Source organism: Pseudomonas sp. BF-B-26 (assembly GCF_019956495.1).
GTDB lineage: Bacteria > Pseudomonadota > Gammaproteobacteria > Pseudomonadales > Pseudomonadaceae > Aquipseudomonas.
On sequence record NZ_JAHBDP010000122.1, the window covers coordinates 1 to 23,943 of the forward strand.

A 23,943-nucleotide genomic window follows, 5' to 3' on the forward strand; every position below is an offset into this window, starting at 1 on the left:
CAATTGATGTGCCTGACACACCGCCTTCGCGAGCAAGCCCGCTCCCACATGAGTATTCCTTCAGCGGAACGACATCAGTGTCATCCCGATCACCACCGCCAACACCAACGCCCAGCTCAACATCAAGCGGCGCCACAGTCGCGGCGCGTGGCGCATCTCCATGAAGCCGTCGGTGATCAGCCATGCCTTGCCCACCGCCACCAGCAAGATGGCCATCGTCAGCAGCGATGTCGCGCCAACGTGGGCCAACGCCACCGTGCACACACTTAACGTGGCAAGCGCCGCCCAACAGACGAGCAATACCCTGGAAACAGACATGAGAACCTCGTCAACTCAGCACGTAGACCAGCGGAAACAGCATGACCCAGATCAGATCGACCATGTGCCAATAGAGCACGCCGGATTCAAACCCGCTGCGCGTGTTGGCGTCGTACAGGCCACGGCGACAGCGCTCGGCCAGCCACCCGAGAATGACCATGCCTAGCACTACATGCAGAAAATGAAAACCGGTGAGAATCCAGTAGAGGGTGAAAAAGGTGTTGTGCTCCATGCCCAGCCCCGAGGCCAGCAAGTGCCGGTATTCCGTGAGTTTCAACACCACGTAGACACTAGCGGCGAGCAACGCCATCAGCAGGAAGACGGCGCCGTGGCGGGACCGTGAGCGCCTGACTTGCTCCTGCGCCAGCGCGGCGAACAGGCCCGCGGTGAGCAGGCTCAGGGTCATCGCCAACCCGGTGGAGGTGTTCAGCAATAGACGGCTTTCACTGAACATCTGCGGCTTGAGCGCCTGGGTCACGGCGAACACCAGGATCAGGATGGCGAACACCGACAGCTCAGCCAGAATGAAAAACCACATCGCCAGATCGCCTGGCAAGTGGCGTTGCGAAACGCCCGTGGACTCAGCCGAAGTGGACATCAACCACGTCCATCAGCGCGGCAACGGTCAGCGGATCGTCGCTCAGCGGCTCGGCCAGGCAGGCCATGCACGCCTCACGCGGACTCATGCCGGAGCGGATCATCCGCGCGGTGAAAATCAACAGTCGCGTTGAGGCGACCTCCTCCAGATCATGCTGATCGAGCCGGCGCAACGCCTGCCCCAGCCGCACCACTTGCGCCGCCAGCGCGCTGTCCACCTGCGCTTCCCGAGCAACGATGCGTTCCTCATCGGCCACCGGCGGGTAGCCGAAACGCATCGCCACAAAGCGTTGGCGGGTGCTGGGCTTCATGCCTTTGAGCAGGTTCTGGTAACCGGGGTTGTAAGACACCACGAGCATGAAGGACGGCGGCGCTTTCAATACTTCGCCGGTGCGTTCCAGGAACAGTTCACGACGATCATCGGCCAACGGGTGCAACACCACCACGGTGTCCTGACGCGCCTCGACCACTTCGTCCAGATAACAAATGCCGCCTTCACGCACCGCGCGGGTCAGCGGTCCGTCCTGCCACCAGGTGCCCTGGGCACCGATCAGGTGACGGCCGATCAGGTCGGCCGCACTCAGGTCGTCATGGCACGCCACGGTGTACAGCGGCAGTTTCAGCCGATGGGCCATGTGCTGGACGAAACGGGTCTTGCCGCACCCGGTCGGGCCTTTGATCAGCACCGGCATGCCGTGTCGCCAGGCTTGTTCGAACAGCGCCTCCTCATTATTCAGCGGTTGGTAGAAGGGTTCGGTCGGGTGTTCGCAAGACTGGGTACGGTCCATGGGCTGCCTGTTCCAAAAGCGGATTCAACGAACACGCTACGGGCCCCTGCGACAACCTGGCAAGTGAGATGGCCGGCAAACTTGATCGTCGTCAAGCGAACATTGGCCTGCTCGGGCATAGCCTTGCACGGCACTAAGAACCTGCGTTCTGCGCTGCCGTTTCAGCACATCGCAAAGGTCTTGCCTGAGGAGAAATGGAATGCTGATCAGCAATAGAAAAACGTTTGCCCTGACCCTCGCCACATTGTGTTCGTCACTGGCCCTGGCGGTGAGTCATACCGCCAGCGCTGAAGAGCCCGCCGTCGCGGCCACCCCGCCCATGGTCAAAACCGCTGGTGCTCCGGACATGAGCCAGGCCGATTTCGACTCGTCCAAGGAAATCTACTTCCAGCGCTGCGCAGGCTGCCACGGTGTGCTGCGCAAAGGGGCGACGGGCAAACCATTGACGCCAGACATCACCCAGTCGCGCGGGCAACCGTATCTGGAAGCCTTGATTACCTACGGCTCCCCGGCGGGCATGCCGAACTGGGGGACGTCCAATGCGCTGACCAAGGATCAGATCACGGTCATGGCCAAGTTCATTCAGCACACGCCGCCGACGCCACCGGAATGGGGCATGGCCGAGACGCTGAAAACCTGGAAGGTGCTGGTCAAACCCGAGGACCGTCCGAAGAAGCAGCTGAGCAAACTTAACCTGCCGAACCTTTTTTCGGTGACATTGCGCGATGACGGCAAGATCGCCCTGATCGATGGCGACAGCAAGAAGATCGTCAAACTGATCGAGACCGGTTACGCGGTGCACATTTCGCGGATCTCCGCCTCAGGTCGCTACCTGCTGGTGATTGGTCGAGACGCCCGGATCGACATGATCGACCTGTGGCCGGTCGAGCCGACCAAGGTCGCCGAAATCAAAGTGGGCATCGAGGCGCGCTCGGTCGAGACCTCCAAATTCAAAGGCTACGAAGACAAGTACACCATCGCCGGTTCTTACTGGCCGCCGCAATTCACCATCATGGATGGCGAAACCCTCGAGCCGAAACAGATCGTTTCGACCCGCGGCATGACCGTCGACAAGCAGGAATACCACCCCGAACCCCGGGTCGCGGCGATCATCGCTTCCCACGAATGGCCGGAGTTCATCGTCAACGTCAAGGAAACCGGCAAGGTCATGCTGGTCAATTACCAGGACATCAAAAACCTCACCGTCACCTACATCGACGCCGCGCCCTTCTTGCATGACGGTGGCTGGGACAGCACGCACCGCTACTTCATGACCGCCGCCAACAACTCCAACAAAGTCGCCGTGATCGACTCCAAGGAGCGCAAGTTGACCGCGCTGGTGGACGTCGGCAAAACCCCTCACCCGGGTCGCGGCGCCAACTTCAACCACCCGACCTACGGCCCGGTCTGGGCCACCAGCCACCTGGGTGATGACGGCATCTCGCTGATTGGCACCGACCCGGTCAAACACCCGCAATACGCCTGGAAACAGGTCGCCTCGCTCAAGGGCCAGGGTGGCGGCTCGCTGTTTATCAAAACCCATCCCAAGTCTCACCACCTGTACGTCGACACCACCCTCAACCCGGACGCCAAGCTCAGCCAATCGGTGGCGGTGTTCAACCTCGACAAACTCGACGCCGGCTACACCGTGCTGCCCATCGCCGAATACGCCGGCATCAAGCAAGGCGCCATGCGCGTTGTGCAGCCGGAATACAACAAGGCCGGCGATGAGGTCTGGTTCTCCGTCTGGAGCGGTCAGACAGAGGAATCGGCGCTGGTAGTGATCGACGACAAAACACTGAAGCTCAAATCAGTCATAAAGGACAAACGACTGATCACACCCACCGGGAAGTTCAATGTCTACAACACCCAACACGACATCTATTGAGCTCCATCAATGCAAGGAAACACCATGAAAAATACTCTGTTCTCACTGTTCGCCCTGACTGCTGCGCTGACTGTGCAGCCGGCCATGGCCCAAGACGCGCTAGAGCTGTTCAAGAGCAAACCCTGCACCGCCTGCCACTCCATCGACACCAAGATTGTCGGCCCGGCGCTCAAGGATGTAGCGGCCAAGAACGCTAGCGTACCCGGAGCGGTGGACACCCTCGCGAGCCACATCAAGAACGGTACACAAGGCAATTGGGGCCCGATGCCAATGCCGGCCAATCCGGTGACTGAAGAAGAAGCAAAAATTCTCGCGACCTGGGTACTGACACTCAAATAACCGCCTGGAGGGCGTCACGATGGTTTATCGACACGCTGTGATTCTGGCGGCCCTCCTCCTCATTTGCGCAACCGCGGTTGCGGCGCCGGACGCCCAGCGTCAGGCGCAACTCGAACACCTGCTGACCCAGGACTGCGGCGCCTGCCATGGGCTGCACCTCACCGGTGGACTAGGCCCGGAATTGACACGCGCGGCGCTGGCCGGCAAGTCACGGGACAGCCTGATTGCCACCGTCACCCAAGGTCGGCCCGGCACCGCGATGCCCGGTTGGGCGCCGTTGCTCAGCCCCGGTGACATCCGTTGGCTGGTCGATCTTCTCCTCCAGGGATATCCCGCCTCATGATCCGTTCAATCCTGCTGTCAGCGGCGACCGGGCTGTTGTTGTCCGCTTGCGTTCAGCCTCCCTTGCGTGGCACCGGCGACTTGGGTGTGGTCGTGGAGCGCGCCACCGGTAGCGTACAAATCATCGAAAGCGACACCCACACCGCGCTGGCCCGACTCGAGGGTTTCGGCGACCTTTCCCATGCCTCGGTGGTGTTCTCACGGGATCAGCGCTACGCCTATGTGTTCGGGCGCGACGGCGGGCTGAGCAAAATCGATTTGCTGACCCGGCGTATTGACCATCGCGTCATTCAGGGCGGCAACAGCATTGGCGGCGCCATCAGTCAGGACGGCAAGTTGATCGCCGTGTCCAACTACGTGCCCGGCGGGGTCAAGGTGTTCGATGCCGACACCCTGCAACAGGTGGCGGATATTCCGGCCACGCCCTTGGCCGATGGCAGCAAACGCTCGCGAGTGGTCGGTCTGGTCGACGCGCCGGGGCAGCGTTTTGTCTTCAGCCTGTTCGATACCGGCGAGATCTGGACCGCCGATTTCAGTCAGGGCGGCACCCCGCACATCAGCCGTTTCACCGGTATTGGCTCGCAACCCTACGACGCCCTGATCACCCCGGATGGCCGCTACTACATGGCCGGGCTGTTCGGCGAAGACGGCATGGCCCAACTCGACCTCTGGCATCCCGAGCGCGGGGTACAGCGCGTCCTCGGCGACTATGGACGCGGCCAGGCGAAACTGCCGGTCTACAAGATGCCGCACCTGGAAGGCTGGGCCGTCGCCGACAACCAGGCCTTCGTGCCCGCCGTTGGCCGGCATCAAGTGTTGGTGATGGATTCGCGCACCTGGCAGCAGACCGCAGTCATCCCGGTCGCCGGCCAACCGATATTCGTCACCTCGCGCCCGGACGGTCGGCAGCTGTGGGTCAACTTCGCCTACCCGGACAACGATCGGGTGCAGGTCATCGACACCGAAACCCATGCCGTGGTCGCGGAGCTGAAGCCAGGACCGGCGGTGCTGCACATGGAATTCACCGCGCGCGGCGACCAACTGTGGCTGTCGTTACGCGACGGCAATCAGGTTCAAGTCTGGGATCCGTACAGCCTGAAGCTGCTGAGCACCCTGCCTGCCAGTGCGCCAAGCGGCATCTTCTTCAGCAGTCGCGCGCAGAAAATGGGGTATTGAAATGAACCTTGAGCTGCTCAGCCGCCAACTCATCGACCGCTTTCAGCACGGCATGCCGCTGTGTCCGTCACCGTACAAGGAGATGGCGCGGATTATCGGTTGCCGCGAATCGCAAGTGATGGCCTGCCTGGAAGAAATGGATCAGGCCGGCACCCTCTCACGCATCGGCCCGGTGTTCGAACACAGCCGCGCCGGGGCCAGCACCCTCGCCGCCCTCGCCGTGCCCGCCGAACGCCTGCAACAGGTGGCCGAGCGCGTCAGTCAGTACCCGGAGGTCAATCACAATTACGCACGGGAGCATTTCTACAACCTGTGGTTTGTGCTGACCGCCCCTGATCGCCAACACATCGACCGCGTGCTCGAAGAACTGGAGAACGACACCGGCCTCATGCCGCTGGACCTGCCGATGTTGACCGCCTACCGCATCGACCTCGGTTTTGCCCTGGGAGAACAATCATGAAGCCCGGATTGAGCCCCCAACAAGCGCTGGCGCTGCGCCGACACCTCGAAGGCGGATTGCCGCTGGTAGCGCGCCCCTATCAGGCCCTCGCCGAACGGATAAACGCTGGCGAAAACCAGGTGCTCGAACAAATGCGCCAGTGGAGCGAGCAAGGGCTGTTTCGCCGTATCGGCCTGGTGCTGCACCACCGCGCGCTGGGCTTTACCGCCAACGCCATGCTGGTACTGGATGTTCCTGATGCGCTGATTGACGAAGTCGGCCAGCGCCTGGGGCGAGCGCCCGGCATTAACCTCTGCTATCAACGGCCACGGCGTTTACCGCAGTGGCGGTACAACCTGTTTTGCATGGTGCACGGGCGTCAACGTGATCAGGTGGAGGCGCAGATTCAGGCGTTGCTGGAAGAGCATCTGCTGAGCGACCTGCCCCATCAATTGCTGTTCAGCACCCAAGTCTTCAAGCAGTGCGGCGGCCGCTTTGCGCCTTCGCGCACAGGAGCACCGACCCATGGATGACCTCGACCGTCGCCTGATCAATCGCTTGCAACTGGGCCTGCCACTGGTGCGCCACCCTTGGCGGGTATTGGCTGCCGAATTGCAGAGCAGCAGCACGGAACTGCTCGAGCGACTGCATGCCCTGCTCGCTGACGGCGTGCTCACGCGCTTCGGTCCGATGTTCGACATCGAACGCCTGGGCGGCGCCTTTACCCTCGCCGCCCTGGCGGTGCCGGAAGAACACTTTGAAGAGGTCGCCGAGCAACTGCAGGGCCTGCCTGAAGTGGCGCACAACTATCGACGCGAACACGCCTGGAACATGTGGTTCGTGCTCGGCTGCGCGTCCGAACAAGACATTGCCGAGACGCTGCAGCGCATCGAGGCCCTGACTGGCCTGCCGCTGCTCAACCTGCCCAAAGAGGAGACCTACCATGTCGGTCTGTATTTCCCGGCCTGAAGACACCCTTATCCAGCGCCTGATCGTGTTGACCCAGGCGGGTCTGCCGTTGCTGGAAGACCCATGGGCGTGGCTCGCCGAACAGCTGGGGCTGAACATCGACGCCACCCTGGACCTGCTCAAGCGACTACAGGCCGAGGGCGCGATTCGGCGGATCGCCGCCGTGCCCAATCACTACCGCCTCGGCTATCGCCACAACGGCATGACGGTCTGGGATGTACGCGACACCGACATGCCGCGCCTCGGCGCGCTGATCGGCGCACAACCCTTCGTCAGCCACTGTTATCGCCGCCCACGCCGAACCGACTGGCGCTACAACCTGTTCGCCATGGTGCATGGACGCAGCGGTGATGAAATCAACAACTACCGCGAGCACCTGCGCTACTTGCTGGGTGACGCCTGTGGGGCCGACGAGATGTTGGTGAGCAGCCGTATCCTGAAGAAAACCGGCTTGCGCTTGCCGCCCGCTTCACGCTGAACACACCTGACTCAAGGAGAGTGGCATGTTGAGGATCAGCCAATACCTGCGTGCGCTGGCCGGCCAGGCGCCTGCGCCCAGAACCAGTCCACCGGGCAGCAATCGGGCGCCGGTGGTGATCTGGAACTTGCTCAGGCGCTGCAACCTGACCTGCAAACATTGCTACGCCACCTCGGCCGACAGCGTCTTTCGCGACGAACTGGATACGGCCGCCGCGCTGACTGTGATCGACGATTTGCACGATGCCGGCGTCAAAGTGTTGATTCTTTCCGGTGGCGAACCGCTGTTGCGCGAGGATCTGTTTGTGCTCAGCGCCTACGCCCGGACCAAGGGGTTCTTTGTGGCGTTGTCCACCAACGGCACGCTGATCGATGAGCACAACATCGCGCAGATCAGCGCGGCGAATTTCGACTACGTCGGGATCAGCATCGATGGCCTGGAAGCCACCCATGACGCCTTCCGCCAACTCAAGGGCAGCTTCGCCCGTTCCATGCAGGCGATCCGGCTCTGTCGCGAACAAGGCATTCGCGTCGGGCTGCGCACCACCCTGACCCAGGAAAACCATCCGCAGTTGCCCCAACTGCTGGCGCTGATGCGCGAGTACGACGTGCAGAAGTTTTACCTGTCGCACCTCAACTACAGCGGTCGCGGCAAACGCAGTCGCAAACTCGACGCACACCAGCAGATGAGCCGTGAGGCCATGACGCTGATCTTTGAGCGCGCCTGGGAAGACATCCAACAGGGTCGCGACAGCGATTTTGTCAGCGGCAACAACGATGCCGACGCCATTCTGCTGCTGCAATGGGCTGCCCTTCGTCTTCCCGAGCATTACCCACGCCTGGAAAACATGCTCCGCGCCTGGGGCGGCAACGCCTCCGGCAGCGGCATTGCCAACATCGACAACACCGGCGAAGTGCACCCGGACACCTACTGGTGGCAGCACTCGGTGGGCAATGTCCGGCGCACGCCGTTCCGCACGTTGTGGCTGGATCAGCCGGATGCCCTGCTGCTGCGCCTGCGCGAACATCCCCGCGCCGTCGGTGGCCGTTGCGCGCAATGCCGCTGGCTGCCCATCTGCAACGGCAACACTCGCACGCGCGCCTGGGCCGAAGGTGATTTGTGGGGCCAGGACCCCGGCTGCCACCTCAGCGATGACGAAATCGGCGTGCCGCCGGTGACGACCATCCCTTGCATCACCCACTGAATAGCCCGTCCGGCCAACCACCTGACACAGACTGGGGCCGGCCAACCTGATGAAGCACCAAGGACGTCCCATGCCTCCATCGATTGCTATACCGGCCACACTTGAGTCCCCGTTCCGACCGGGCGAAGTTGCCCTGGTCGGCGCCGGCCCCGGCGATCCACGTCTGCTGACCCTGCGCGCCTGGAGCCTGTTGATGCAGGCCGACGCCGTGGTGTACGACCGGCTGATCAGCCCCGAACTGCTGACCTTGATTCCCCTGACCTGCGCCCGCCATTACGTCGGCAAGGCCAGCGGCTGCCACAGCCTGCCCCAGGAACAGATCAACGAACTGCTCGCCGACCTCGCCGATCAAGGGCAGCGCGTGGTCCGGCTCAAGGGCGGCGACCCGTTCATTTTTGGTCGCGGCGCCGAAGAGCTGGAGCACCTGCTCAAACGCGGCATCGATTGCCAGGTGGTGCCAGGCATTACCGCTGCTTCCGGCTGCAGCGCTTATGCAGGCATACCGTTGACCCACCGCGACCTGGTCAATTCCTGCCGGTTCATCACCGGCCATTTGCAACGCGATGGCGAGTTGTCGCTGCCCTGGAGCAGCCTCGCCGACAGTAGCCAGACGTTGGTGTTTTACATGGGCTTGTCGAACCTGGGGATCATCGCCCAGCGCTTGATAGAAGCCGGGCTGCCGGCCGATACGCCGGCGGCGCTGATCAGCAACGGCACGCGTCCCGATCAGCACGTCGCCCGTGGCAAGTTGCACCAATTGCCGACCCTGGCGCTGGATTGTCCACCGGGCATTCCGACACTGACGGTGATCGGCACCGTGGTTGATCTGTTCGCCGCAGAACAACTGGAATACCCAGCGAGGCTTTACCCGGCGCAAGCACTGCAACGCCACGCCAAGGTGGCGATATGAGGCGCATGCTCCTTGCCCACCTGTTATGGATCAGTGCGGCCCAGGCCGGCGCAGCGGTCCCGGCACTTGAACACGCCGCAGAAAACTATCAGCAGCATTGCCAGAGTTGTCACGGCATTAACCGTCTCGGCGGTGCGGGGCCGGCGTTGTTGCCGGAGAGTCTCAGCCGGATCAAACCCGATGAAATCCGCAGCGTGATCCAGAACGGTCGCCCCGCGAGCCAGATGACCGGCTATGCCAACGTGTTCAGCCCCGCGCAGATCGACGCGCTGGTGGGCTACCTGCAGCAACCGCCCGCCACCCCACCCACCTGGAGCAATGACGACATTCTCGGCAGTCACTCGATGCTCGCGGACCTCAGCAAGTTGCCCACCACGCCCCAGCATGGCGCCGACCCGCTGAACCTGTTCGTGGTGGTGGAAGCCGGCGACCATCACATCGACATCCTCGACGGTGACCGCTTTGAGGTGCTGGCGCGGTTTGCTTCGCACTTCGCCGTGCATGGCGGGCCGAAGTTTTCGCCGGACGGACGCTTCGTCTACTTCGCCTCCCGTGACGGCTGGATCAGCCTGTATGACTTGCACAACCTGAAGCTGATCGCCGAGGTCCGCGCCGGTCTCAATACCCGCAACCTGGCGGTGAGCAAGGATGGACGCTGGGTGCTGGTGGGCAACTATTTACCCGGCAACGTGGTCGTGCTCGATGCCCGCGATCTGTCGTTGGTCAAAACCATTCCCACGATCGGCCAGGACGGTACCGCGTCACGGGTCAGCGCGGTCTACTCCGCCCCACCGCGGGACAGCTTCATCGTGGCGCTCAAGGACGTGAAGGAAGTCTGGGAACTGTCCTGGGCTGGCACACCCAATTTCGAACCACGACGGATCCCGGCCGGGGATGTTCTCGACGACTTCTCTTTTTCGCCGGACTACAAACAGCTGCTGGCGACGTCGCGCAAGGCCCAGGGCGGTCAGGTGATCGACCTCGACAGCGGCAAGGTGATCACCGACATCCCGCTGCCGGGGATGCCGCATTTGGGCTCGGGGACTTATTGGAAACGCAACGGTGAGTGGGTGTTCGCCACGCCGAACATCAGCAAGGGGCTGATTTCGGTCATCGACTTCAAGACCTGGAAACTGATCAAGGAAATCCCGACCCTGGGGCCGGGGTTTTTCATGCGCAGTCACGTTAATTCACGGTATGCCTGGAGCGATGTGTTCTTCGGGCCTGATAACGATGCGATCCACCTGATTGACAAGCAGACGCTGGAAATTGCCCACACGCTGCGCCCGATGCCCGGGAAAACTGCCGCTCATGTTGAGTTCACCCGGGATGGCCGCTACTTGCTGCTGAGCATCTGGGCCACCGACGGGGCGCTGATCGTTTACGACAGCAACACGCTTGAGGAGATCAAACGTATTCCGATGAACAAGCCTTCGGGGAAGTACAACGTGGGGAACAAGATTGAGTTTGCCGAGGGGACTTCGCATTAGGCCTTGGTGTATATCCGTTTCTTCGGTAACGGCGGCTTAGGGTTCCGCCCTTACGGCGGGTCACTTTGGAAAAGCCTGCGCGGCCCGGCGGAAAGTAACCAAAGCGCTCGTGCACCTGTCGTTCGGTGGGGCGTGCACCGCAAAAGCGAGGCGGCCTGCCGGCCGACCTGCCTCTTCAAGCGTACGCATTCCCCCTGTGGGAGCGGGCTTGCTCCCACATTTGGATTTTTGCCAGGTGCGGGTTGGGTGTACGCCGCCGATGATCTGCTGGAGCGGATTCGAAGAATAGGCCGGCCGGTGGGCCGCCTCGCTTTTGATTTTGATCTTGATCTGCCCCGTCGGAAGGCCGAGCGCAGGTTCTGCGCAGTGGGCACCGCGGCAAGGATGCCGCGGTAGCCGCCCCCGGCCATGGATGGCCGATGGCGGCGGGCCCACGGAGCAGGACCGGAGCGAGGGCATGCCGAGCCACAGCGAGGCACCGTACGTCAGGGGCAAGAGCGTTTGGTTACTTGGCGCTCTTCCAAGTGACCCGCCGTAAGGGCGGAACCCTAAGCCGCCGTTACCGCAGCAACGGATATGTACCCCGAACGAACTTCAGCCCAAGGTGTACCCGTTATCAACCTTCCAGTCCTGCCCATAAACACCCCGAGCCCCCTGCGACAACTGAAAGACAATCACATTAGCCACCGCCGCCGCATCAAGAAAATGCCCCGGCAACAGACGCTTCCCAAGCGTGTCTGCAACATCGCCAAGCTCCCCCTCGCTCAACCCCAAGTGATCCCACATCGAGGTCGCAGTCGGCCCCGGCGAGACCAGATTAATGCGCACATCAAAACTCGCAAACTCCACCGCCAGCGTCCGCGCCTGAGCCGCCAGCGCAGCCTTGCTGGCAATGCACGCAGCCAACCCCGGAAAACTCGAACCGGTCAGAAAACTCCCGACAAACACCACCGACGCCGGACTCGCCAACTCCCCCCGCAACGCCGCCAGCGTATTCAACGCCCCGGCACCATTAACCGCCCACTGACGCTGGAAGGCCGCCATATCCAGGCTGTCAGCCATCTCGGCAATCCCCGCATTGGGCACCAGATAGTCCACGGGCCCCATCGCCGCAGCCCGCTCGGACAATTCACGCAGGTCTTGCTGACTCGTGACATCCCCGGCAAACCACTGCAACCGTTCCCCGTAGATCTGCTGCAATGCCGGCAACTCACCGAGGGTCCGAGACATCGCCAGCACCTTGACCCCGCGCGGTAACAACGCGGCGCACAGTGCCAGGCCAATCCCGGAGCTGGCACCCGTGACCACTGCCAAACGATCCTGAAACTCGGTTTTCATCATTTACTCCTGGGCATCGCGGATGCCAAGCACTGGGGACATTGCCAGCCCTATCTTTGAACAGGAGAAGAAAAAACGACTTGACGGCGATCAGGATTTTTCGACGGCGTCAGTGCTGCTGCAACAGCGCCGGAGTGATCTCGCTGAACCGCAGCAAACGACCGCCCTGTTCAGCGGCAAGCTTTTCAGCAGCCTCTCGACTGGAGAAGGACGCCAGCACCACGCCCATGGCGCCCTTGAGTTGGGTGCCGACCACGTAGAACGCGTCCTTGGCATCGATCAGGTGAGCGTCATCCGGCGCGTTCCACGGGCTGCGGCCCATATCGTGGACATACAGTTTTGCATCGCCATGATGATTTTCCGGCTGCAACCACCAACCGATCATTTCCGCCGTGGAGCAGAACTTCTTGACCCCGGCCCGCTCGACCACTTCGCCCTTGGGCCCGGGGAATCCGTTGATGATCATCCCGCAGACATGGCATTCATCACTGGGATGAAAGGCTGTGGCGGCGCTGCTGTAGGTGGCCTGCGCAGGGTTGTCGCAGGCCGTCAGCAACAGGCACATCATCAGGCCCGCCACCGCGCGCATCGTCGTCAGATAAAACGCATTCATCGTCAACTACTCCCAAAAAACCAAAGTAAAAATTCATGTCGCCCGGCGACGAAACAACAGCCAGGCCGAGCCCAATGGCACCGCCACCCACAGTGACAGGCACAGCCAGAGCATCGAGCCCGGCATCGGCAAATCGCTGCCCAGCGTCAGCACACCCGTGGTACCGGCGCCAGGCTCAAAACCGGAGAGATTGATCAGGCGATAGATGTCGGCCGGATTGAGCAGCAGCAACCAGGGCAGCACTTTCGGGTTGAACTGACCCTCGCTGAGCACCAACAACGCCAGCAGTGCCAGGTCGAACACCAGCACGAAGAAGAACCAGACACCCAGCGCCAGCCCGGCCGCCGTGGATTTCTCCGCCGACACACTGCTCAGCACATAGGCCAACCCCAGAAACCCCCAGCCCAGCAACGTCGACGACGCCATGAACCGGCCAAAGGCCCAAAGCAACAGGCTCAGTTCGACATCGTCCACCAGCACCGCGATGGCCAGCATGGCGCAGCCGAAACCGATCAGTGTCGCCAGCGCCAGGATCAACCCGTGGCCGACAAACTTGCCGAGCAGAATCTGCCCGCGACCCAACGGGTACGTCAGCAACAACAGCAACGTGCCGCTCTCGTCCTCGCCGACGATGGCGTCATAGGCCAGCAGCAACGCAATCAACGGCATCAAAAACGTCGCCAGACTGGCGAGGCTGGCGATGGTGGCCGGCACCGAGGTGAAACCCAACTGCCCGGAAGCCGCGGCGCCCAGCCAGGCGATGCCGATGGCGAGCACCGCGAACAACACACTGATTGCCAACAACCAGCGATTGCGCAAACCGTCACTGAACTCCTTGCGGGCCATGTTCCAGACAGCGTTCATACGGCCTCCCCGATCGGCGCCGCACCGGCCCGGCTCACGTAGTAGCGGTAAATATCTTCCAGGGACGGTTGGTGGATTTCCACGTCGGCCGGTTCGTCTTCATTGAGCAGTTGGCGCAACAGCCCAAGCTTGTTGCCATTGAGCGTGGCCACTTCAAGGCCTTCGACGCCCCAGCGTTCGGTGACGTGCCCGGCGTTGTTCCAGCGTTGCTGCAAGGGCCCGACGTGCTTCAAGCCGTTGGCGCGGATCAGCGTCGGCAACCCGGCTTCCTCGCGCAAACTGTGGAGACTGCCAAGGGCCAGCAGCCGGCCCTGGGTCAGAATCGCGGCGCGGTTGATATGCGCCTCGACGCCCGGCAATACGTGGGAACACAGAATGATGCTGGTGCCCTGGCTGCGCAGGCGATCGAGCAAGCGATAAAGGTCTTGGGTGGCGATGGGATCGAGGCCGACCGTAGGTTCGTCGAGCAGCAACAAACGCGGTTCGCCGAGCAGCGCTTGTGCCAGCCCCAAGCGTTGCCGCATGCCTTTGGAGTAGGTCTTGACCCGTCGATGCGCCGCACCGGCCAGGCCGACTTCCTCCAGCAGCACGTCCACCTGAGCGGACGCGGCGCCTTTGAGTCGCGCAAAATGGCGCAAGGTCTCAACACCGCTCAGCTGCGGGTAAAACGTCACGTTTTCCGGCAGATAACCAAGCAGGCGTCGCACGTGGGGATCGCTGGGCAAACGGCCGAACACCCTGACCTGCCCTTCGCTGGGCTGGAGCAGGCCAAGCACCAGTTTCATGCTGGTGGTCTTGCCCGCACCGTTATGCCCGAACAAACCCAGCACTTCGCCTTCAGCGAGGCTGAGGTTGAGCTGATGCAATACGGTGGCATGCCCATAGCGCTGGCTGACGCCTTCGATGTCGATGACGTTCATGAGGTGGGCTCCTGGGTCAGGGTTTGAGGGGATGACTTCATCAGCGGATGACTGTCGAGCACCCCCGGCGATTTCATCACCGGAAAGGCCCGTTGCACCCAGCGCAGCAACTCGATACCGGGGCTGTTCATCAACAGCCGCACCTGCGGGTACAGCCACAGCAGACGGTCGACGTTGTCGTTGGGTTCGTAGGCGATATCGCCGAGGCCATCGTTGTTGCGGTCCCAGCCCAGGTAATCGCTCCAGTAATTGCCCCGGCCATCCACCGACCATTCCTGCAAGCGAGTGGCGACGTACTTGACCTGCCGCTGGTTGCCGACAAAAGCGTTGTCGGCGATGCGGTTGTCTTCCGAGCCGGCGGTGAGATGAATACCCACGGCGCTGTGCTCGAAGTGGTTGTGTTCGATGCTGTTGAACAGCGAGTTGTAGATGAACAGCGCCTTGCCCTCGGCACCAGTGATCATGCTGTCGCCGGTCGAACCGTCGCGCACGTCAGTGACGAAGTTGTCACGCAAGGTTGAATAGGTGATGTAGTTCATCAGGATCCCGTAGTTCTGATCCTGTTCGGAGCGATTGCCGATCACCATGAGCTTGCGGCTTTGCATCAAGGCGTAGCCGGTGCGGGTGCGGCGGGTGGTGTTGCCGATCAACTGGTTATCGTTGGCGAACATGTAATGCACGCCGTAGCGCAAGTCTTCCAGGGTATTGCCTTGCAGCAGGTTGCCGTTGGAGGTGTCGATGTAGATGCCATCGCGGGTGTCGCGCACCTGGTTGCCGATGACCTTGGCGCCATGCACGGCATACAGATGAATACCGTTGCCGCGATCCTGGGAGCGCATCGTCGGATCACCCTGAATGCGGTTGTCGATCAGGCTCACATCCTGCGTACCGTCGACCCAGATACCGAAGCCCTTACCCTGTAGGCGATTGCCTTTGATCACCGCGCCATAGGCCTTGGGCTGGATAAACACCGCCGCATTCATGGCGGTGAGGTCGTGCCCCCAGTCCAGAAAGGTGCAGCCCTCGATACCGACATCCGGCGCACTGATGATCAGACCGTTGCCCTGCCCCTCGCCGTGAAATACCGCGCCCGGCTCGCAGACAATCTGCATCGGTTGATCGACGCTGAACGAGCCACGGTATTCCCCGGCCGGCAGGTGCCAGCGTTGATCGGCGTCCACCGTCAACGGCAGCGTGGTGACGGGTTGCACCGCCAGCACGCTGCCAGACATGAGCAGGAGCGCAAGCGCAATGACCTTCACCGGGTTGCCCTTGCTCTCAGTCATTGCTTCGCTCCTGTCGATGGGCAACGGTCAGGCCTTCTCGACCTTCATGCGGCCGACCATTTCCATGTGCAGCGCGTGGCAGAACCAGCTGCAGTAGTACCAGTGCAACCCCGGCTTGTCGGCGACGAAGGTGATCGATGAGGTCTGCTGCGGGCTGATTTCCATGCTGGCGCCATGGTTGGTCATCACGAAGCCGTGGGTCACGTCTTCAATCTGGTCGATGTTGGTGATGGTCACCGTGACCTCGTTGCCCTGTTTGACGGTGAACTCCGGCAGGCCATAGGCAGGGGCCATCGAGGTCATGTAGACACGGACTTTGTTACCGTCGCGGATGACCTTGTTGTCGGTCTCCAGCTTGATCCCGTCCTTCGCGGCGATGACCACGGTTTCGGCAAAAAACGGGTCGTTGCGGTCCCAGATCTTCTTGGTCTTGATCTGGTCGCGGCGGGCCATCACGCAGTCGTGGGGTTCGGCGAAGGCCGGGCCGTCGTGCACCAGTTTCATTTCATCGCCGGAGATATCGATCAACTGATCGTTTTCCGGGTGCAGCGGGCCGGTCGGCAGGAAGCGGTCTTTGGAAAACTTGCTGAGCACCACCAGCCACTGGCCGTCGGCCTCACTGGTTTCGGTCAGCGAGGCGTGGTTGTGGCCCGGCTGGTATTGCACGTCAAGTTTCTGCTTGATGTAGTTGACCTTTTCGCCGGTGTAGGCGCGAATGGCTTCTTCCACGTTCCACTTCACCACCTGGCTGTCGATAAACAGCGTGGTGTAGGCATTGCCGCGGCCGTCGAAAGTGGTGTGCAGCGGGCCCAGACCGAGCTCGGGCTCACCGACCACCACGTCACGCGGGTCCTTGAACTTGTCGTCGAACAGATCGTCGAGCTTGGCGATGGCGATGATGGTGCAGGTCGGCGAAAGCTTGCCGTTGGCAATGAAGTATTTGCCATCGGGCGAGGTATTGAGGCCGTGGGGGTTCTTCGGCGTGGGGATGTATCGGGTGAACGCGCTGTCCTTGCCATCGGTTTTACGACCGTCGACCACTGGCACTTTCGAGCCGTCGAGGGTGATGAACTTGCCGGCCTTGATCGCCGCTTCAATGCGCGGGATGTTGAACACCACCACCCAGTCGCGCTCGTTGCGCATCATCCCGCCCAGGTCGTAGGCCTTCTCCGAGTTGTAGCAGGTCGACGCCGCGTATTTGCCGGTGTAGTCGGCGTCGGTGTTGTCCAGGTTGCCGTCGACGATGACCTGGAACGCCATCTCCATTTTCTCGGCATCGATGGCGTTGAACATGGTGTAGCTGTTCTTGTCCTGCAGGTCGAAGGTGCTGCCGTCATTGGGGTGCGGAATGACGAATTCGGCGTTGGCGAACACGTACTTGGTGTGCGGTACTTTCTGCAGGCGCAACCCGTGAACCGCCTGCACATTGGGCACGGTGAGCATCTTGTCGCACTTCATGATGTCCAGACGGATACGCGCAACGCGGCTGTTGGCCTTGTCATTGATGAACAGGTATTTGCCGTCGTACTTGCCGTCAGTCATCGACAAATGCGGGTGATGGCAGTCGCCATTCTGGAAGTGCGCGCTGTCGCCCATGATCCGTTTGCTTTCGTTGGTCAGGCCCCAACCAGTCGCGGAATCGACGTTGAACACCGGAATGCGTAACAACTCGCGCATCGACGGAATGCCCATGATCCGCACTTCGCCCTGATGGCCGCCGCTCCAGAAACCGTAGTACTGATCCAGTTCGCCCGGCCCGACGTGGATTTTCGACTGCGCGTCCTTGGCCGCAGCCGCCCAGGTCTCACGGGTGAACACTGCGCCACCAAGGGCCGTGGCACCGGCCAGTACCGCGCCGGTCACCGCACTGGTGCCCAGGAAGCCGCGACGACTGAGGCCGGTCGGTTCCGGCACTTCAGTGGTTTTTTTGGACTCTGTGTCGTTCATCAGGTGTTTTCCTTGAAGGGATAAAAACGGTCACTGCGGACATGCGCTCGCGGGGTTCATTCCAGAGCGGTCACTTCCACGACAGGTATCAGTTGCACAGCAGCGGGCGCCGCTTTGCCAAGCTTCTTGCGCTTGTTGATCAGCGGCGGGCATTTGTTGTCGTTCTGGTACGTCATCTGGCAATCGAGGCAGTAGTGGCACTCGTTGGCATTGATCCGGCCATCAGGATGAATCGCCTGGATCTCGCATTCCTTGGCGCACAGCTGGCAAGGCGTGCCGCACTCCTTGCGGCGTTTGAGCCAGTCGAACAGGCGAAATTTGCTCGGAATCGCCAGCGCAGCACCCAACGGGCAGATGTAGCGGCAATAGACTTTGCGCGTGAAGAGGTTGATGACCAGCAGCGCCACCGCGTAGAGCACGAACCACCACTGGCGGTCGAACCTGAGGGTGATGGCGGTCTTGAACGGTTCCACCTCGGCGAACAGTTCGGCGGTGGACATCGACTCCAGGGAGATGCCGAACAGCAGCAGCAAAATGATGTATTTGATCGCCCACAAGCGCTCATGCACCGCGAAGGGCAATTCGTATTGAGGAATCTTCAGCTTGCGCGCGGCCTCGTTGATCAACTCTTGCAAGGCGCCAAACGGGCACAGCCAGCCGCAGAACACGCCGCGGCCCCACAGCAGAATGCTGGCGGCGGCGAAGACCCAGAGCATGAAGATCAGCGGATCGGTGAGAAACAGCTCCCAGCGAAAATGGTCGAACAGCGCATGGGTAAAGGTCAGGACGTTGACCACCGACAGCTGCCCCAGGGCATACCAGCCGATAAACACCACGGTAAAGACCAGGTAACCCCGACGCAGCCAATGCAGAAAATGCGGGCGGCGGGTGAATTTGTCTTGCAGGAACAGGATGGCCGTCAGCAGTAGCAATGCGGTGCCGAGCACGGTGATCTGAAAGGATTTCTGATACCAGATGTTCAACCACATGGGCCGACTGGCTTCCTCGAGGGCCGCCAGTTCTTCGGCGCTGGGCAGTGGGCGCTCAAGGTAGGGCTCGGGTAATTGATAGGCCAGTTCGAAGCTGCTGAACGTGCCACTGACCGGGCCGGTCTGGCGACGTACCAATAATTCCAGAGACCAAGGCGATCCCGGATCGAACTTCGCCGGTTCGCGCACAATGAAAATCGACATTTCAGTGAACTCGGGCATGCCTTTGGCAAACACATCCGAGAGCCGCTGATGGTCCATGTCGCGGAAGCTGATGACGTTGCCGAACTGGCGCAATTGCACCCGATCGAAAATCCCGCCGCGCACGTACCCCGAGCCTTTATAGGAAAACAGCCCGCGACCCAGCACCGCGATGGCTTGCTCGCCAGGCTTGAGGTCTTGCATGAGGAAGCGATATTGGTTGTCGCCCAGCAGCGCACGGCCGATGGTCGGCGGATTCAGGTCGGCGGTGTAGAGCTCGATAAAGGTCTCATCCACCTGATCGGCGGCGGCGTTTTCCACGCCTTCGGCATCAGTGCCCTTGAAGGCGGCATCAACCTGGCCACGGGTCAGGTTCAAGCGGCGGATGGCACCGTTGCCGGTCAGTTGCTCCCAGGTGGCGGGCTCGAAAAAGTCCAGCCGCACGGTGGCGGGCTTGCGTGCCACACCACCCGTGTCTTCGATCAGCTTGAGTGAGACAGCCACATCATGAGCGGCGCGCATGATGACCTCGTTGACCACCATGGCGGTGACGGTTGCGCCGGCGATGGCATCGACGGTGACCGCATTCGGGTCACTGGAATGGCCGACGACGACCCTCTGGCTGACCTTGACGCCTTTGTACTTGGCACTGAAGCCGTGAAGTTTTGCCTCAGGAATGCCAATCAGCAGAATCGGCTCGTGGTGTTCCAGCACATAAGCATCCTGAATCACGCCGGCAGTATCGAGGATCACCTGGGTGTTGATCGGTTTGCCCGAGTAAGCCGGAATATCCACCACGTCCAGGCTCTGGAACACATAACCGATGACTTTGCCGGCGGCGGACAGCGTGCGCACCTTGAACGGGCCTTCGGGGGCGGAAACGGAATCGGTCTGAGGGAAGGTTTTTTCGATGCGCTGCTGCTCAATGTCGCCGTACTGCTTGGCCTGCGCCCCCTCGAAGGTGGCAAGCATCAGCGTCAGCATGACCACCAGACCGACACCCCAGGCGCGCAGGTTGCCGAGTATCGAAGGCTGATGGATTGTCATGTGCTCGCTGATTTTAAAGGGGCTTGCGGTCATGTTAGGGAGCGTTGCGCCCCCTGCCCTTGATTGAGATCAACTTGAGGGCAATCCCCTCGGAAGACAGGCTCAGACCGTACGTGAGAACTGGCCTTTTTGTTCACCGCCCAGATAGGCGTCAAACGCCATCGCGGCACTGCGCATCATCAAATGCCCTTGTGGCAACAGCACCAATTCGTCGCGGTGAATCTGCAGCAATCCATCGCGCACATGCTCGCCCAGCTGCGCCAGCGCCTCGGCAAAATACTCGGTGAAGCGAATGCCATGACGCGCTTCATACTGGTCGAACGCGATACGGCCATGGCACATCAGGTCGCTGATCACCTCGCGGCGCAGCAGGTCGTCGGCGTTCAAGCGGTAACCGCGATGCACCGGCAACAGCCCTTGATCGATACGGGCGTAGTACTGCGAAAGTTCCTTGACGCTTTGGCTGTAGCTGTCGCCGACCTTGCCGATCGACGACACCCCAAGGCCGATCAAATCGCAGTCGGCATGGGTGGAATAGCCCTGAAAGTTACGCTGCAGGGTGCCATTGGCCCGGGCCAGCGCCAGTTCGTCATCCGGCAAGGCGAAATGATCCATGCCGATATAGACGTAACCGGCCTCGGTCAGGCGGCGGATGGTCAGCTCGAGCAGTTCCAGCTTGCGCTCCGGTGGTGGCATGTCGGCGGGGCGAATCAGCCGTTGCGCGCGAACCATCTCCGGCAAATGCGCGTAGCTGTAGGCGGCAATCCGGTCCGGACGCAGCGCGATGATCTTGCTGAGGGTGACGTCGAAACTCTGCACGGTTTGCAGTGGCAGGCCGTAGATCAGGTCGACGCTGATCGACTTGAAGTGCGCCTCACGCGCCGCCGCGACCAGCGCATAAATCTGCTCTTCACTTTGCTGGCGATTCACCGCTGCCTGCACGTCGGGGTCGAAATCCTGCACGCCGAAGCTCAGGCGATTGAAGCCCAATTGGCGCAATGACTGAATCTGCTCGGTGCTGATGGTCCGTGGGTCGACCTCGATGGAGAACTCATGGTTATCGCTGTCATCCATGTTGAACGCCTGGTGCAGGCAGTCCATCAGGTCGGCCAGCTGCTCGCTGGTCAAATAGGTCGGCGTGCCGCCCCCCAAGTGCAACTGGGTGAGTTTGCGGGTGCTGTCGAACAAGGCCGCCTGCATTGCGATTTCACGCTTGAGGTACGTCAGGTACTCGACGGCGCGATGGGTTTTCTGGGTAATGATTTTGTTGCAGGCGCAGTAGTAACAAAGGCTTTTGCAGAACGGGATGTGGATGTACACCGACAACGGTTTCGGCGCGGCCACCTGATTGCTGTCGCGGGCGGCACGCTGATAGTCATCAACGGCAAACGCCTGATGAAACTGCGGCGCCGTGGGGTAAGAGGTATAACGCGGCCCCGGGCGGTCGTACTTTTCGACCAGGGCGCGATTGAAATCAAATGTCGTGTTCATGATCGATCAACTCGCAATGGGATTAATGCTTCGCACCGCCCAAATCCTTTTCAAACAGGTTGCAGATGGCATCCACTTCCGGCCGACCGGCGGGAAGGATGCTGATGAAACGGTCTGACAATTCAATCAACCCGTCCCGACTCAATTGCTCCAGCAACGGCCAGACAGAGGAGAAGTACTTGGAAAAAACCAGCCCGTAGCGCCTCTCGATAGCGCGGATATCCAGCTCCTGATCACAGGCCAGACGCTCCATGACCATTTGCCTGATCTGATCCCCCGCCTCGAAGCGCCAGCCTCGACACGTCGGCAATTGCTTCATGTCCAGTTGCTGCTGATAGCGTTCAATCTCGTCGGTATTTTGCGTGTACAGATCGTCGATCTGGCTGATGGCACCCAAACCGAATCCAACATGATCGCAATAGCCGTGACGGGAGAACCCTTCACAGGTACGGCGCAACCGGCCGCGCTCCTGGGCGACCGCCAAATCATCATCAGGCCGGACAAACTGCCCCAGACCGATGTAGTGATAACCCGCGCCAAGCAGTTGATCGAAGCAGATCTGGCGCATCGCGCCTTTATCGTCCTGGCTGCACAGCGCTCTTACCTTGTCGCCGAGCACCGGCCGATAGCGCCGCGGTGGCCGGGCATAATCGAACACCATGAGCCGGTCCGGCTCCAGTTCAATAATGCTCGCCAGCTTCAGCGCAAAACTGTCTGGCGTCTGCCAGGCATGGCCAAAACCCAGATCGACGTTGATGGATCGAAAACCAAAGGTGCGCGCGGCATCCATCAGCGACTGGATCGGCGCCGGGTTCTGGTAGCAGGCCACCGACCTGTCACAGTCGGCGTCGATATCCGGAACGCCGATGCTCACATGAGTGAATCCCTGGTCGCGCAGCAACCCCATGGTCGCCCAGTCGGTGTGGTGGAGGTCGACCTCGACGCTGTAATCGCCGCCTTCATGTTCGAGAAAGTTGAACCGGCCACGCAGATGGCTCATCAGCCGTTCCAGGTGGGCAGGCGCGGGTGTTCCGCCGCCCAGATGAAACTGCTCGACCCGTTGTTGCGCACCGAGGTGACAACCGACGAGGTCGATTTCCCGCTCCAGATGCTGAAGGTACTGCTCGATACCGTTGTGCTCGCCGGCGATATCGCGCGGGGAACAGGAAGACGGCTTGAGGCTGGAAGGCAGTTGCACGTTCAGGGACAGCGGACGGCACTTCTGGCGGCTGACGCGCAATGCACGAAGCAGGTCCAGAGAGCCGATACCGTCATGAAATTTTTGCGTGTCGGCATGACAGTTAGGGTCAAGCACGCCTTGATCGCACCGAGCGATCAACTCGCCTGGGTTGTGAAATAAATCGAGCATGGCGGTCTCCGAGACTGGCTGCGGACTGTCAGTCTCCGGGTTTAACCATCAATGCTCCTTGATTTGCGTCAAGCGCAAGCAAAGTGTCTGCATAACGGACCACCGGTCAGGCCTGATTACCACGTCAGGTAAAACATGCCCTTGGCCAGCAGCACGATAACGATCATGTGGCAGAACAGGCTGCCGTGGATGAAGTGCAGGTATCGCGGGCTCATTCGGCCGCTTTTGAATAGAAACATGGCGCCGAGGAAATGCAGCAGCACACTCACGGCCACTGCGATTTTCAACGCCAGCAAGGTGCCGAACGATGAGGACAGTGGTGAGGCCAGGGCTGGCAAGTAACGCAACCAGACCATGCCCAGCCCGGCACCGAACAACACCAGCAGCACCCACGGCATCAGCGAGCGGGCCCGGCGGCCGATACCCTGCTCCACCAGCAGCATCACCCTGGCGGGTAACTGTTTGCGGATGCTTTCCAGGAACAGGACTTCGAAGAACACCGTGCCGATGAAGATCAGCGCGGCAAACAGGTGCAAGGTCAGAATCAGCGGATAGATCATGGTGTTTTCGCCTTGGGTCAAGGCAACCGGCGCTACGGCGAACATTGGGGTGAGCGCACTGGCTGTCGGTCTCTGGAGACTACAGAGGCTGTCTGGTTATGCGGTTGACACTGATCAAGAAAGCGGCAAAACCCTCGTGGGCATATCCGTTTCTGCGGTCACGGCGGCTTAGGGTTCCGCCCTTACGGCGGGTCACTTGGAAAAGCCCCAAGTAACCAAGGGCTCTTGCCCCTGTCGTTCGGTGCCTCGCTGTGGCTCGGCATGCCCTCGCTCCGGTCCTGCTCCGTGGGCCCGCCGCCATCGGCCATCCATGGCCGGGGGCGGCTAACCCGGCATCCATGCCGGGTTGCCCACTGCGCAGAACCTCCACTCGGCCTCTC

24 protein-coding genes are annotated in these 23,943 nt (G+C 61.1%); 11 read left to right on the top strand and 13 right to left on the bottom strand.

Features of this window, described 5'->3' with window-relative positions; genetic code table 11:
* Positions 1 to 60: 60 nt before the first annotated feature.
* The 3 genes from KGB03_RS27055 to KGB03_RS27065 are packed head-to-tail and all read right to left on the bottom strand — an operon-like array spanning position 61 to position 1,703.
* Positions 61 to 318 carry a cytochrome C oxidase subunit IV family protein gene (locus tag KGB03_RS27055; RefSeq protein WP_218536988.1) on the bottom strand — a complete coding sequence of 86 codons (258 nt, stop codon included), beginning with the start codon at positions 316 to 318 and terminating at the stop codon, positions 61 to 63.
* 10 nt (positions 319 to 328) lie between these two features.
* Complete coding sequence (locus KGB03_RS27060) at positions 329 to 916, bottom strand: cytochrome c oxidase subunit 3 family protein (protein ID WP_192408277.1); 588 nt, start codon at positions 914 to 916, stop codon at positions 329 to 331.
* Positions 900 to 1,703, bottom strand: coding sequence for a CbbQ/NirQ/NorQ/GpvN family protein (locus tag KGB03_RS27065; protein ID WP_111450216.1), 804 nt, complete (start codon positions 1,701 to 1,703; stop codon positions 900 to 902). Before KGB03_RS27065 ends, KGB03_RS27060 begins: the two co-directional genes overlap by 17 nt.
* Positions 1,704 to 2,022: 319 nt before the next feature.
* Between KGB03_RS27065 and nirS the strand changes: the two genes are divergently transcribed.
* The 11 genes from nirS to KGB03_RS27120 all read left to right on the top strand — a co-directional run bounded on the left by nirS (position 2,023) and on the right by KGB03_RS27120 (position 10,938).
* Positions 2,023 to 3,591: a nitrite reductase gene (gene nirS, locus KGB03_RS27070; protein ID WP_223530251.1), complete on the top strand. Its 1,569-nt coding sequence runs from the start codon at positions 2,023 to 2,025 to the stop codon at positions 3,589 to 3,591.
* A gap of 24 nt (positions 3,592 to 3,615) precedes the next feature.
* A complete protein-coding gene (locus KGB03_RS27075; protein ID WP_218536990.1) occupies positions 3,616 to 3,930 on the top strand; it encodes a c-type cytochrome in 315 nt (104 codons plus the stop codon).
* Between the two features lie 19 nt (positions 3,931 to 3,949).
* Positions 3,950 to 4,273 carry a c-type cytochrome gene (locus KGB03_RS27080; protein WP_192408275.1) on the top strand — a complete coding sequence of 108 codons (324 nt, stop codon included), beginning with the start codon at positions 3,950 to 3,952 and terminating at the stop codon, positions 4,271 to 4,273.
* Positions 4,270 to 5,448, top strand: a complete 1,179-nt coding sequence (locus tag KGB03_RS27085) for a cytochrome D1 domain-containing protein (protein WP_223530226.1) — start codon at positions 4,270 to 4,272, stop codon at positions 5,446 to 5,448. The genes KGB03_RS27080 and KGB03_RS27085 overlap by 4 nt, the downstream gene beginning before the upstream one ends.
* A gap of 1 nt (position 5,449) precedes the next feature.
* Positions 5,450 to 5,908, top strand: coding sequence for an Lrp/AsnC family transcriptional regulator (locus KGB03_RS27090; protein ID WP_111450220.1), 459 nt, complete (start codon positions 5,450 to 5,452; stop codon positions 5,906 to 5,908).
* Positions 5,905 to 6,420, top strand: a complete 516-nt coding sequence (locus KGB03_RS27095) for an Lrp/AsnC family transcriptional regulator (protein ID WP_223530228.1) — start codon at positions 5,905 to 5,907, stop codon at positions 6,418 to 6,420. The genes KGB03_RS27090 and KGB03_RS27095 overlap by 4 nt, the downstream gene beginning before the upstream one ends.
* Positions 6,413 to 6,856 carry an Lrp/AsnC family transcriptional regulator gene (locus KGB03_RS27100; protein WP_223530230.1) on the top strand — a complete coding sequence of 148 codons (444 nt, stop codon included), beginning with the start codon at positions 6,413 to 6,415 and terminating at the stop codon, positions 6,854 to 6,856. The genes KGB03_RS27095 and KGB03_RS27100 overlap by 8 nt, the downstream gene beginning before the upstream one ends.
* On the top strand, positions 6,831 to 7,334 hold the full coding sequence (locus tag KGB03_RS27105) for an Lrp/AsnC family transcriptional regulator (protein ID WP_223530232.1): 504 nt from the start codon (positions 6,831 to 6,833) through the stop codon (positions 7,332 to 7,334). Before KGB03_RS27100 ends, KGB03_RS27105 begins: the two co-directional genes overlap by 26 nt.
* Before the next feature lie 25 nt (positions 7,335 to 7,359).
* On the top strand, positions 7,360 to 8,538 hold the full coding sequence (gene nirJ, locus KGB03_RS27110) for a heme d1 biosynthesis radical SAM protein NirJ (RefSeq protein WP_111450224.1): 1,179 nt from the start codon (positions 7,360 to 7,362) through the stop codon (positions 8,536 to 8,538).
* Positions 8,539 to 8,608: 70 nt separating this feature from the next.
* Positions 8,609 to 9,448 carry a uroporphyrinogen-III C-methyltransferase gene (gene cobA, locus KGB03_RS27115; protein ID WP_111450225.1) on the top strand — a complete coding sequence of 280 codons (840 nt, stop codon included), beginning with the start codon at positions 8,609 to 8,611 and terminating at the stop codon, positions 9,446 to 9,448.
* Positions 9,445 to 10,938: a nitrite reductase gene (locus KGB03_RS27120; protein WP_223530234.1), complete on the top strand. Its 1,494-nt coding sequence runs from the start codon at positions 9,445 to 9,447 to the stop codon at positions 10,936 to 10,938. Before cobA ends, KGB03_RS27120 begins: the two co-directional genes overlap by 4 nt.
* A 594-nt stretch (positions 10,939 to 11,532) precedes the next feature.
* Here KGB03_RS27120 and KGB03_RS27125 read toward each other — a convergent pair.
* From KGB03_RS27125 to KGB03_RS27170, 10 genes are all read right to left on the bottom strand, one after another.
* Positions 11,533 to 12,276, bottom strand: a complete 744-nt coding sequence (locus KGB03_RS27125) for an SDR family NAD(P)-dependent oxidoreductase (protein ID WP_218536998.1) — start codon at positions 12,274 to 12,276, stop codon at positions 11,533 to 11,535.
* Between the two features lie 109 nt (positions 12,277 to 12,385).
* Positions 12,386 to 12,889: a nitrous oxide reductase accessory protein NosL gene (locus KGB03_RS27130; protein ID WP_111450229.1), complete on the bottom strand. Its 504-nt coding sequence runs from the start codon at positions 12,887 to 12,889 to the stop codon at positions 12,386 to 12,388.
* Between the two features lie 33 nt (positions 12,890 to 12,922).
* Complete coding sequence (locus KGB03_RS27135; protein ID WP_140893079.1) at positions 12,923 to 13,753, bottom strand: ABC transporter permease; 831 nt, start codon at positions 13,751 to 13,753, stop codon at positions 12,923 to 12,925.
* Positions 13,750 to 14,673: an ABC transporter ATP-binding protein gene (locus KGB03_RS27140; protein WP_223530236.1), complete on the bottom strand. Its 924-nt coding sequence runs from the start codon at positions 14,671 to 14,673 to the stop codon at positions 13,750 to 13,752. Before KGB03_RS27140 ends, KGB03_RS27135 begins: the two co-directional genes overlap by 4 nt.
* The gene (locus tag KGB03_RS27145; protein WP_223530238.1) at positions 14,670 to 15,959 is read right to left on the bottom strand and encodes a nitrous oxide reductase family maturation protein NosD; all 1,290 of its coding nucleotides are present in this window, start codon (positions 15,957 to 15,959) and stop codon (positions 14,670 to 14,672) included. Before KGB03_RS27145 ends, KGB03_RS27140 begins: the two co-directional genes overlap by 4 nt.
* A gap of 27 nt (positions 15,960 to 15,986) precedes the next feature.
* Positions 15,987 to 17,909 carry a TAT-dependent nitrous-oxide reductase gene (gene nosZ, locus KGB03_RS27150; protein WP_375154715.1) on the bottom strand — a complete coding sequence of 641 codons (1,923 nt, stop codon included), beginning with the start codon at positions 17,907 to 17,909 and terminating at the stop codon, positions 15,987 to 15,989.
* 53 nt (positions 17,910 to 17,962) lie between these two features.
* Positions 17,963 to 20,143, bottom strand: coding sequence for a transcriptional regulator NosR (nosR, locus tag KGB03_RS27155; RefSeq protein ID WP_223530240.1), 2,181 nt, complete (start codon positions 20,141 to 20,143; stop codon positions 17,963 to 17,965).
* A gap of 102 nt (positions 20,144 to 20,245) precedes the next feature.
* Complete coding sequence (hemN, locus tag KGB03_RS27160; RefSeq protein ID WP_111450235.1) at positions 20,246 to 21,634, bottom strand: oxygen-independent coproporphyrinogen III oxidase; 1,389 nt, start codon at positions 21,632 to 21,634, stop codon at positions 20,246 to 20,248.
* Between the two features lie 22 nt (positions 21,635 to 21,656).
* Entirely contained in the window at positions 21,657 to 23,003 is a 1,347-nt protein-coding gene (locus tag KGB03_RS27165) for a coproporphyrinogen III oxidase (protein ID WP_223530245.1), read from the bottom strand.
* Positions 23,004 to 23,119: 116 nt separating this feature from the next.
* Positions 23,120 to 23,563, bottom strand: a complete 444-nt coding sequence (locus tag KGB03_RS27170; RefSeq protein WP_223530253.1) for a CopD family copper resistance protein — start codon at positions 23,561 to 23,563, stop codon at positions 23,120 to 23,122.
* Between the last annotated feature and the right edge of the window lie 380 nt (positions 23,564 to 23,943).

Coding starts and splice junctions, on each gene's coding strand:
- KGB03_RS27055 (WP_218536988.1), bottom strand. CDS start 318: ATGTCTGTTTCCAGGGTATTGCTCGTCTGTTGGGCGGCGCTTGCCACG.
- KGB03_RS27060 (WP_192408277.1), bottom strand. CDS start 916: ATGTCCACTTCGGCTGAGTCCACGGGCGTTTCGCAACGCCACTTGCCA.
- KGB03_RS27065 (WP_111450216.1), bottom strand. CDS start 1,703: ATGGACCGTACCCAGTCTTGCGAACACCCGACCGAACCCTTCTACCAA.
- nirS (WP_223530251.1), top strand. CDS start 2,023: ATGGTCAAAACCGCTGGTGCTCCGGACATGAGCCAGGCCGATTTCGAC.
- KGB03_RS27075 (WP_218536990.1), top strand. CDS start 3,616: ATGAAAAATACTCTGTTCTCACTGTTCGCCCTGACTGCTGCGCTGACT.
- KGB03_RS27080 (WP_192408275.1), top strand. CDS start 3,950: ATGGTTTATCGACACGCTGTGATTCTGGCGGCCCTCCTCCTCATTTGC.
- KGB03_RS27085 (WP_223530226.1), top strand. CDS start 4,270: ATGATCCGTTCAATCCTGCTGTCAGCGGCGACCGGGCTGTTGTTGTCC.
- KGB03_RS27090 (WP_111450220.1), top strand. CDS start 5,450: ATGAACCTTGAGCTGCTCAGCCGCCAACTCATCGACCGCTTTCAGCAC.
- KGB03_RS27095 (WP_223530228.1), top strand. CDS start 5,905: ATGAAGCCCGGATTGAGCCCCCAACAAGCGCTGGCGCTGCGCCGACAC.
- KGB03_RS27100 (WP_223530230.1), top strand. CDS start 6,413: ATGGATGACCTCGACCGTCGCCTGATCAATCGCTTGCAACTGGGCCTG.
- KGB03_RS27105 (WP_223530232.1), top strand. CDS start 6,831: ATGTCGGTCTGTATTTCCCGGCCTGAAGACACCCTTATCCAGCGCCTG.
- nirJ (WP_111450224.1), top strand. CDS start 7,360: ATGTTGAGGATCAGCCAATACCTGCGTGCGCTGGCCGGCCAGGCGCCT.
- cobA (WP_111450225.1), top strand. CDS start 8,609: ATGCCTCCATCGATTGCTATACCGGCCACACTTGAGTCCCCGTTCCGA.
- KGB03_RS27120 (WP_223530234.1), top strand. CDS start 9,445: ATGAGGCGCATGCTCCTTGCCCACCTGTTATGGATCAGTGCGGCCCAG.
- KGB03_RS27125 (WP_218536998.1), bottom strand. CDS start 12,276: ATGAAAACCGAGTTTCAGGATCGTTTGGCAGTGGTCACGGGTGCCAGC.
- KGB03_RS27130 (WP_111450229.1), bottom strand. CDS start 12,889: ATGAATGCGTTTTATCTGACGACGATGCGCGCGGTGGCGGGCCTGATG.
- KGB03_RS27135 (WP_140893079.1), bottom strand. CDS start 13,753: ATGAACGCTGTCTGGAACATGGCCCGCAAGGAGTTCAGTGACGGTTTG.
- KGB03_RS27140 (WP_223530236.1), bottom strand. CDS start 14,673: ATGAACGTCATCGACATCGAAGGCGTCAGCCAGCGCTATGGGCATGCC.
- KGB03_RS27145 (WP_223530238.1), bottom strand. CDS start 15,959: ATGACTGAGAGCAAGGGCAACCCGGTGAAGGTCATTGCGCTTGCGCTC.
- nosR (WP_223530240.1), bottom strand. CDS start 20,143: ATGACAATCCATCAGCCTTCGATACTCGGCAACCTGCGCGCCTGGGGT.
- hemN (WP_111450235.1), bottom strand. CDS start 21,634: ATGAACACGACATTTGATTTCAATCGCGCCCTGGTCGAAAAGTACGAC.
- KGB03_RS27165 (WP_223530245.1), bottom strand. CDS start 23,003: ATGCTCGATTTATTTCACAACCCAGGCGAGTTGATCGCTCGGTGCGAT.
- KGB03_RS27170 (WP_223530253.1), bottom strand. CDS start 23,563: ATGATCTATCCGCTGATTCTGACCTTGCACCTGTTTGCCGCGCTGATC.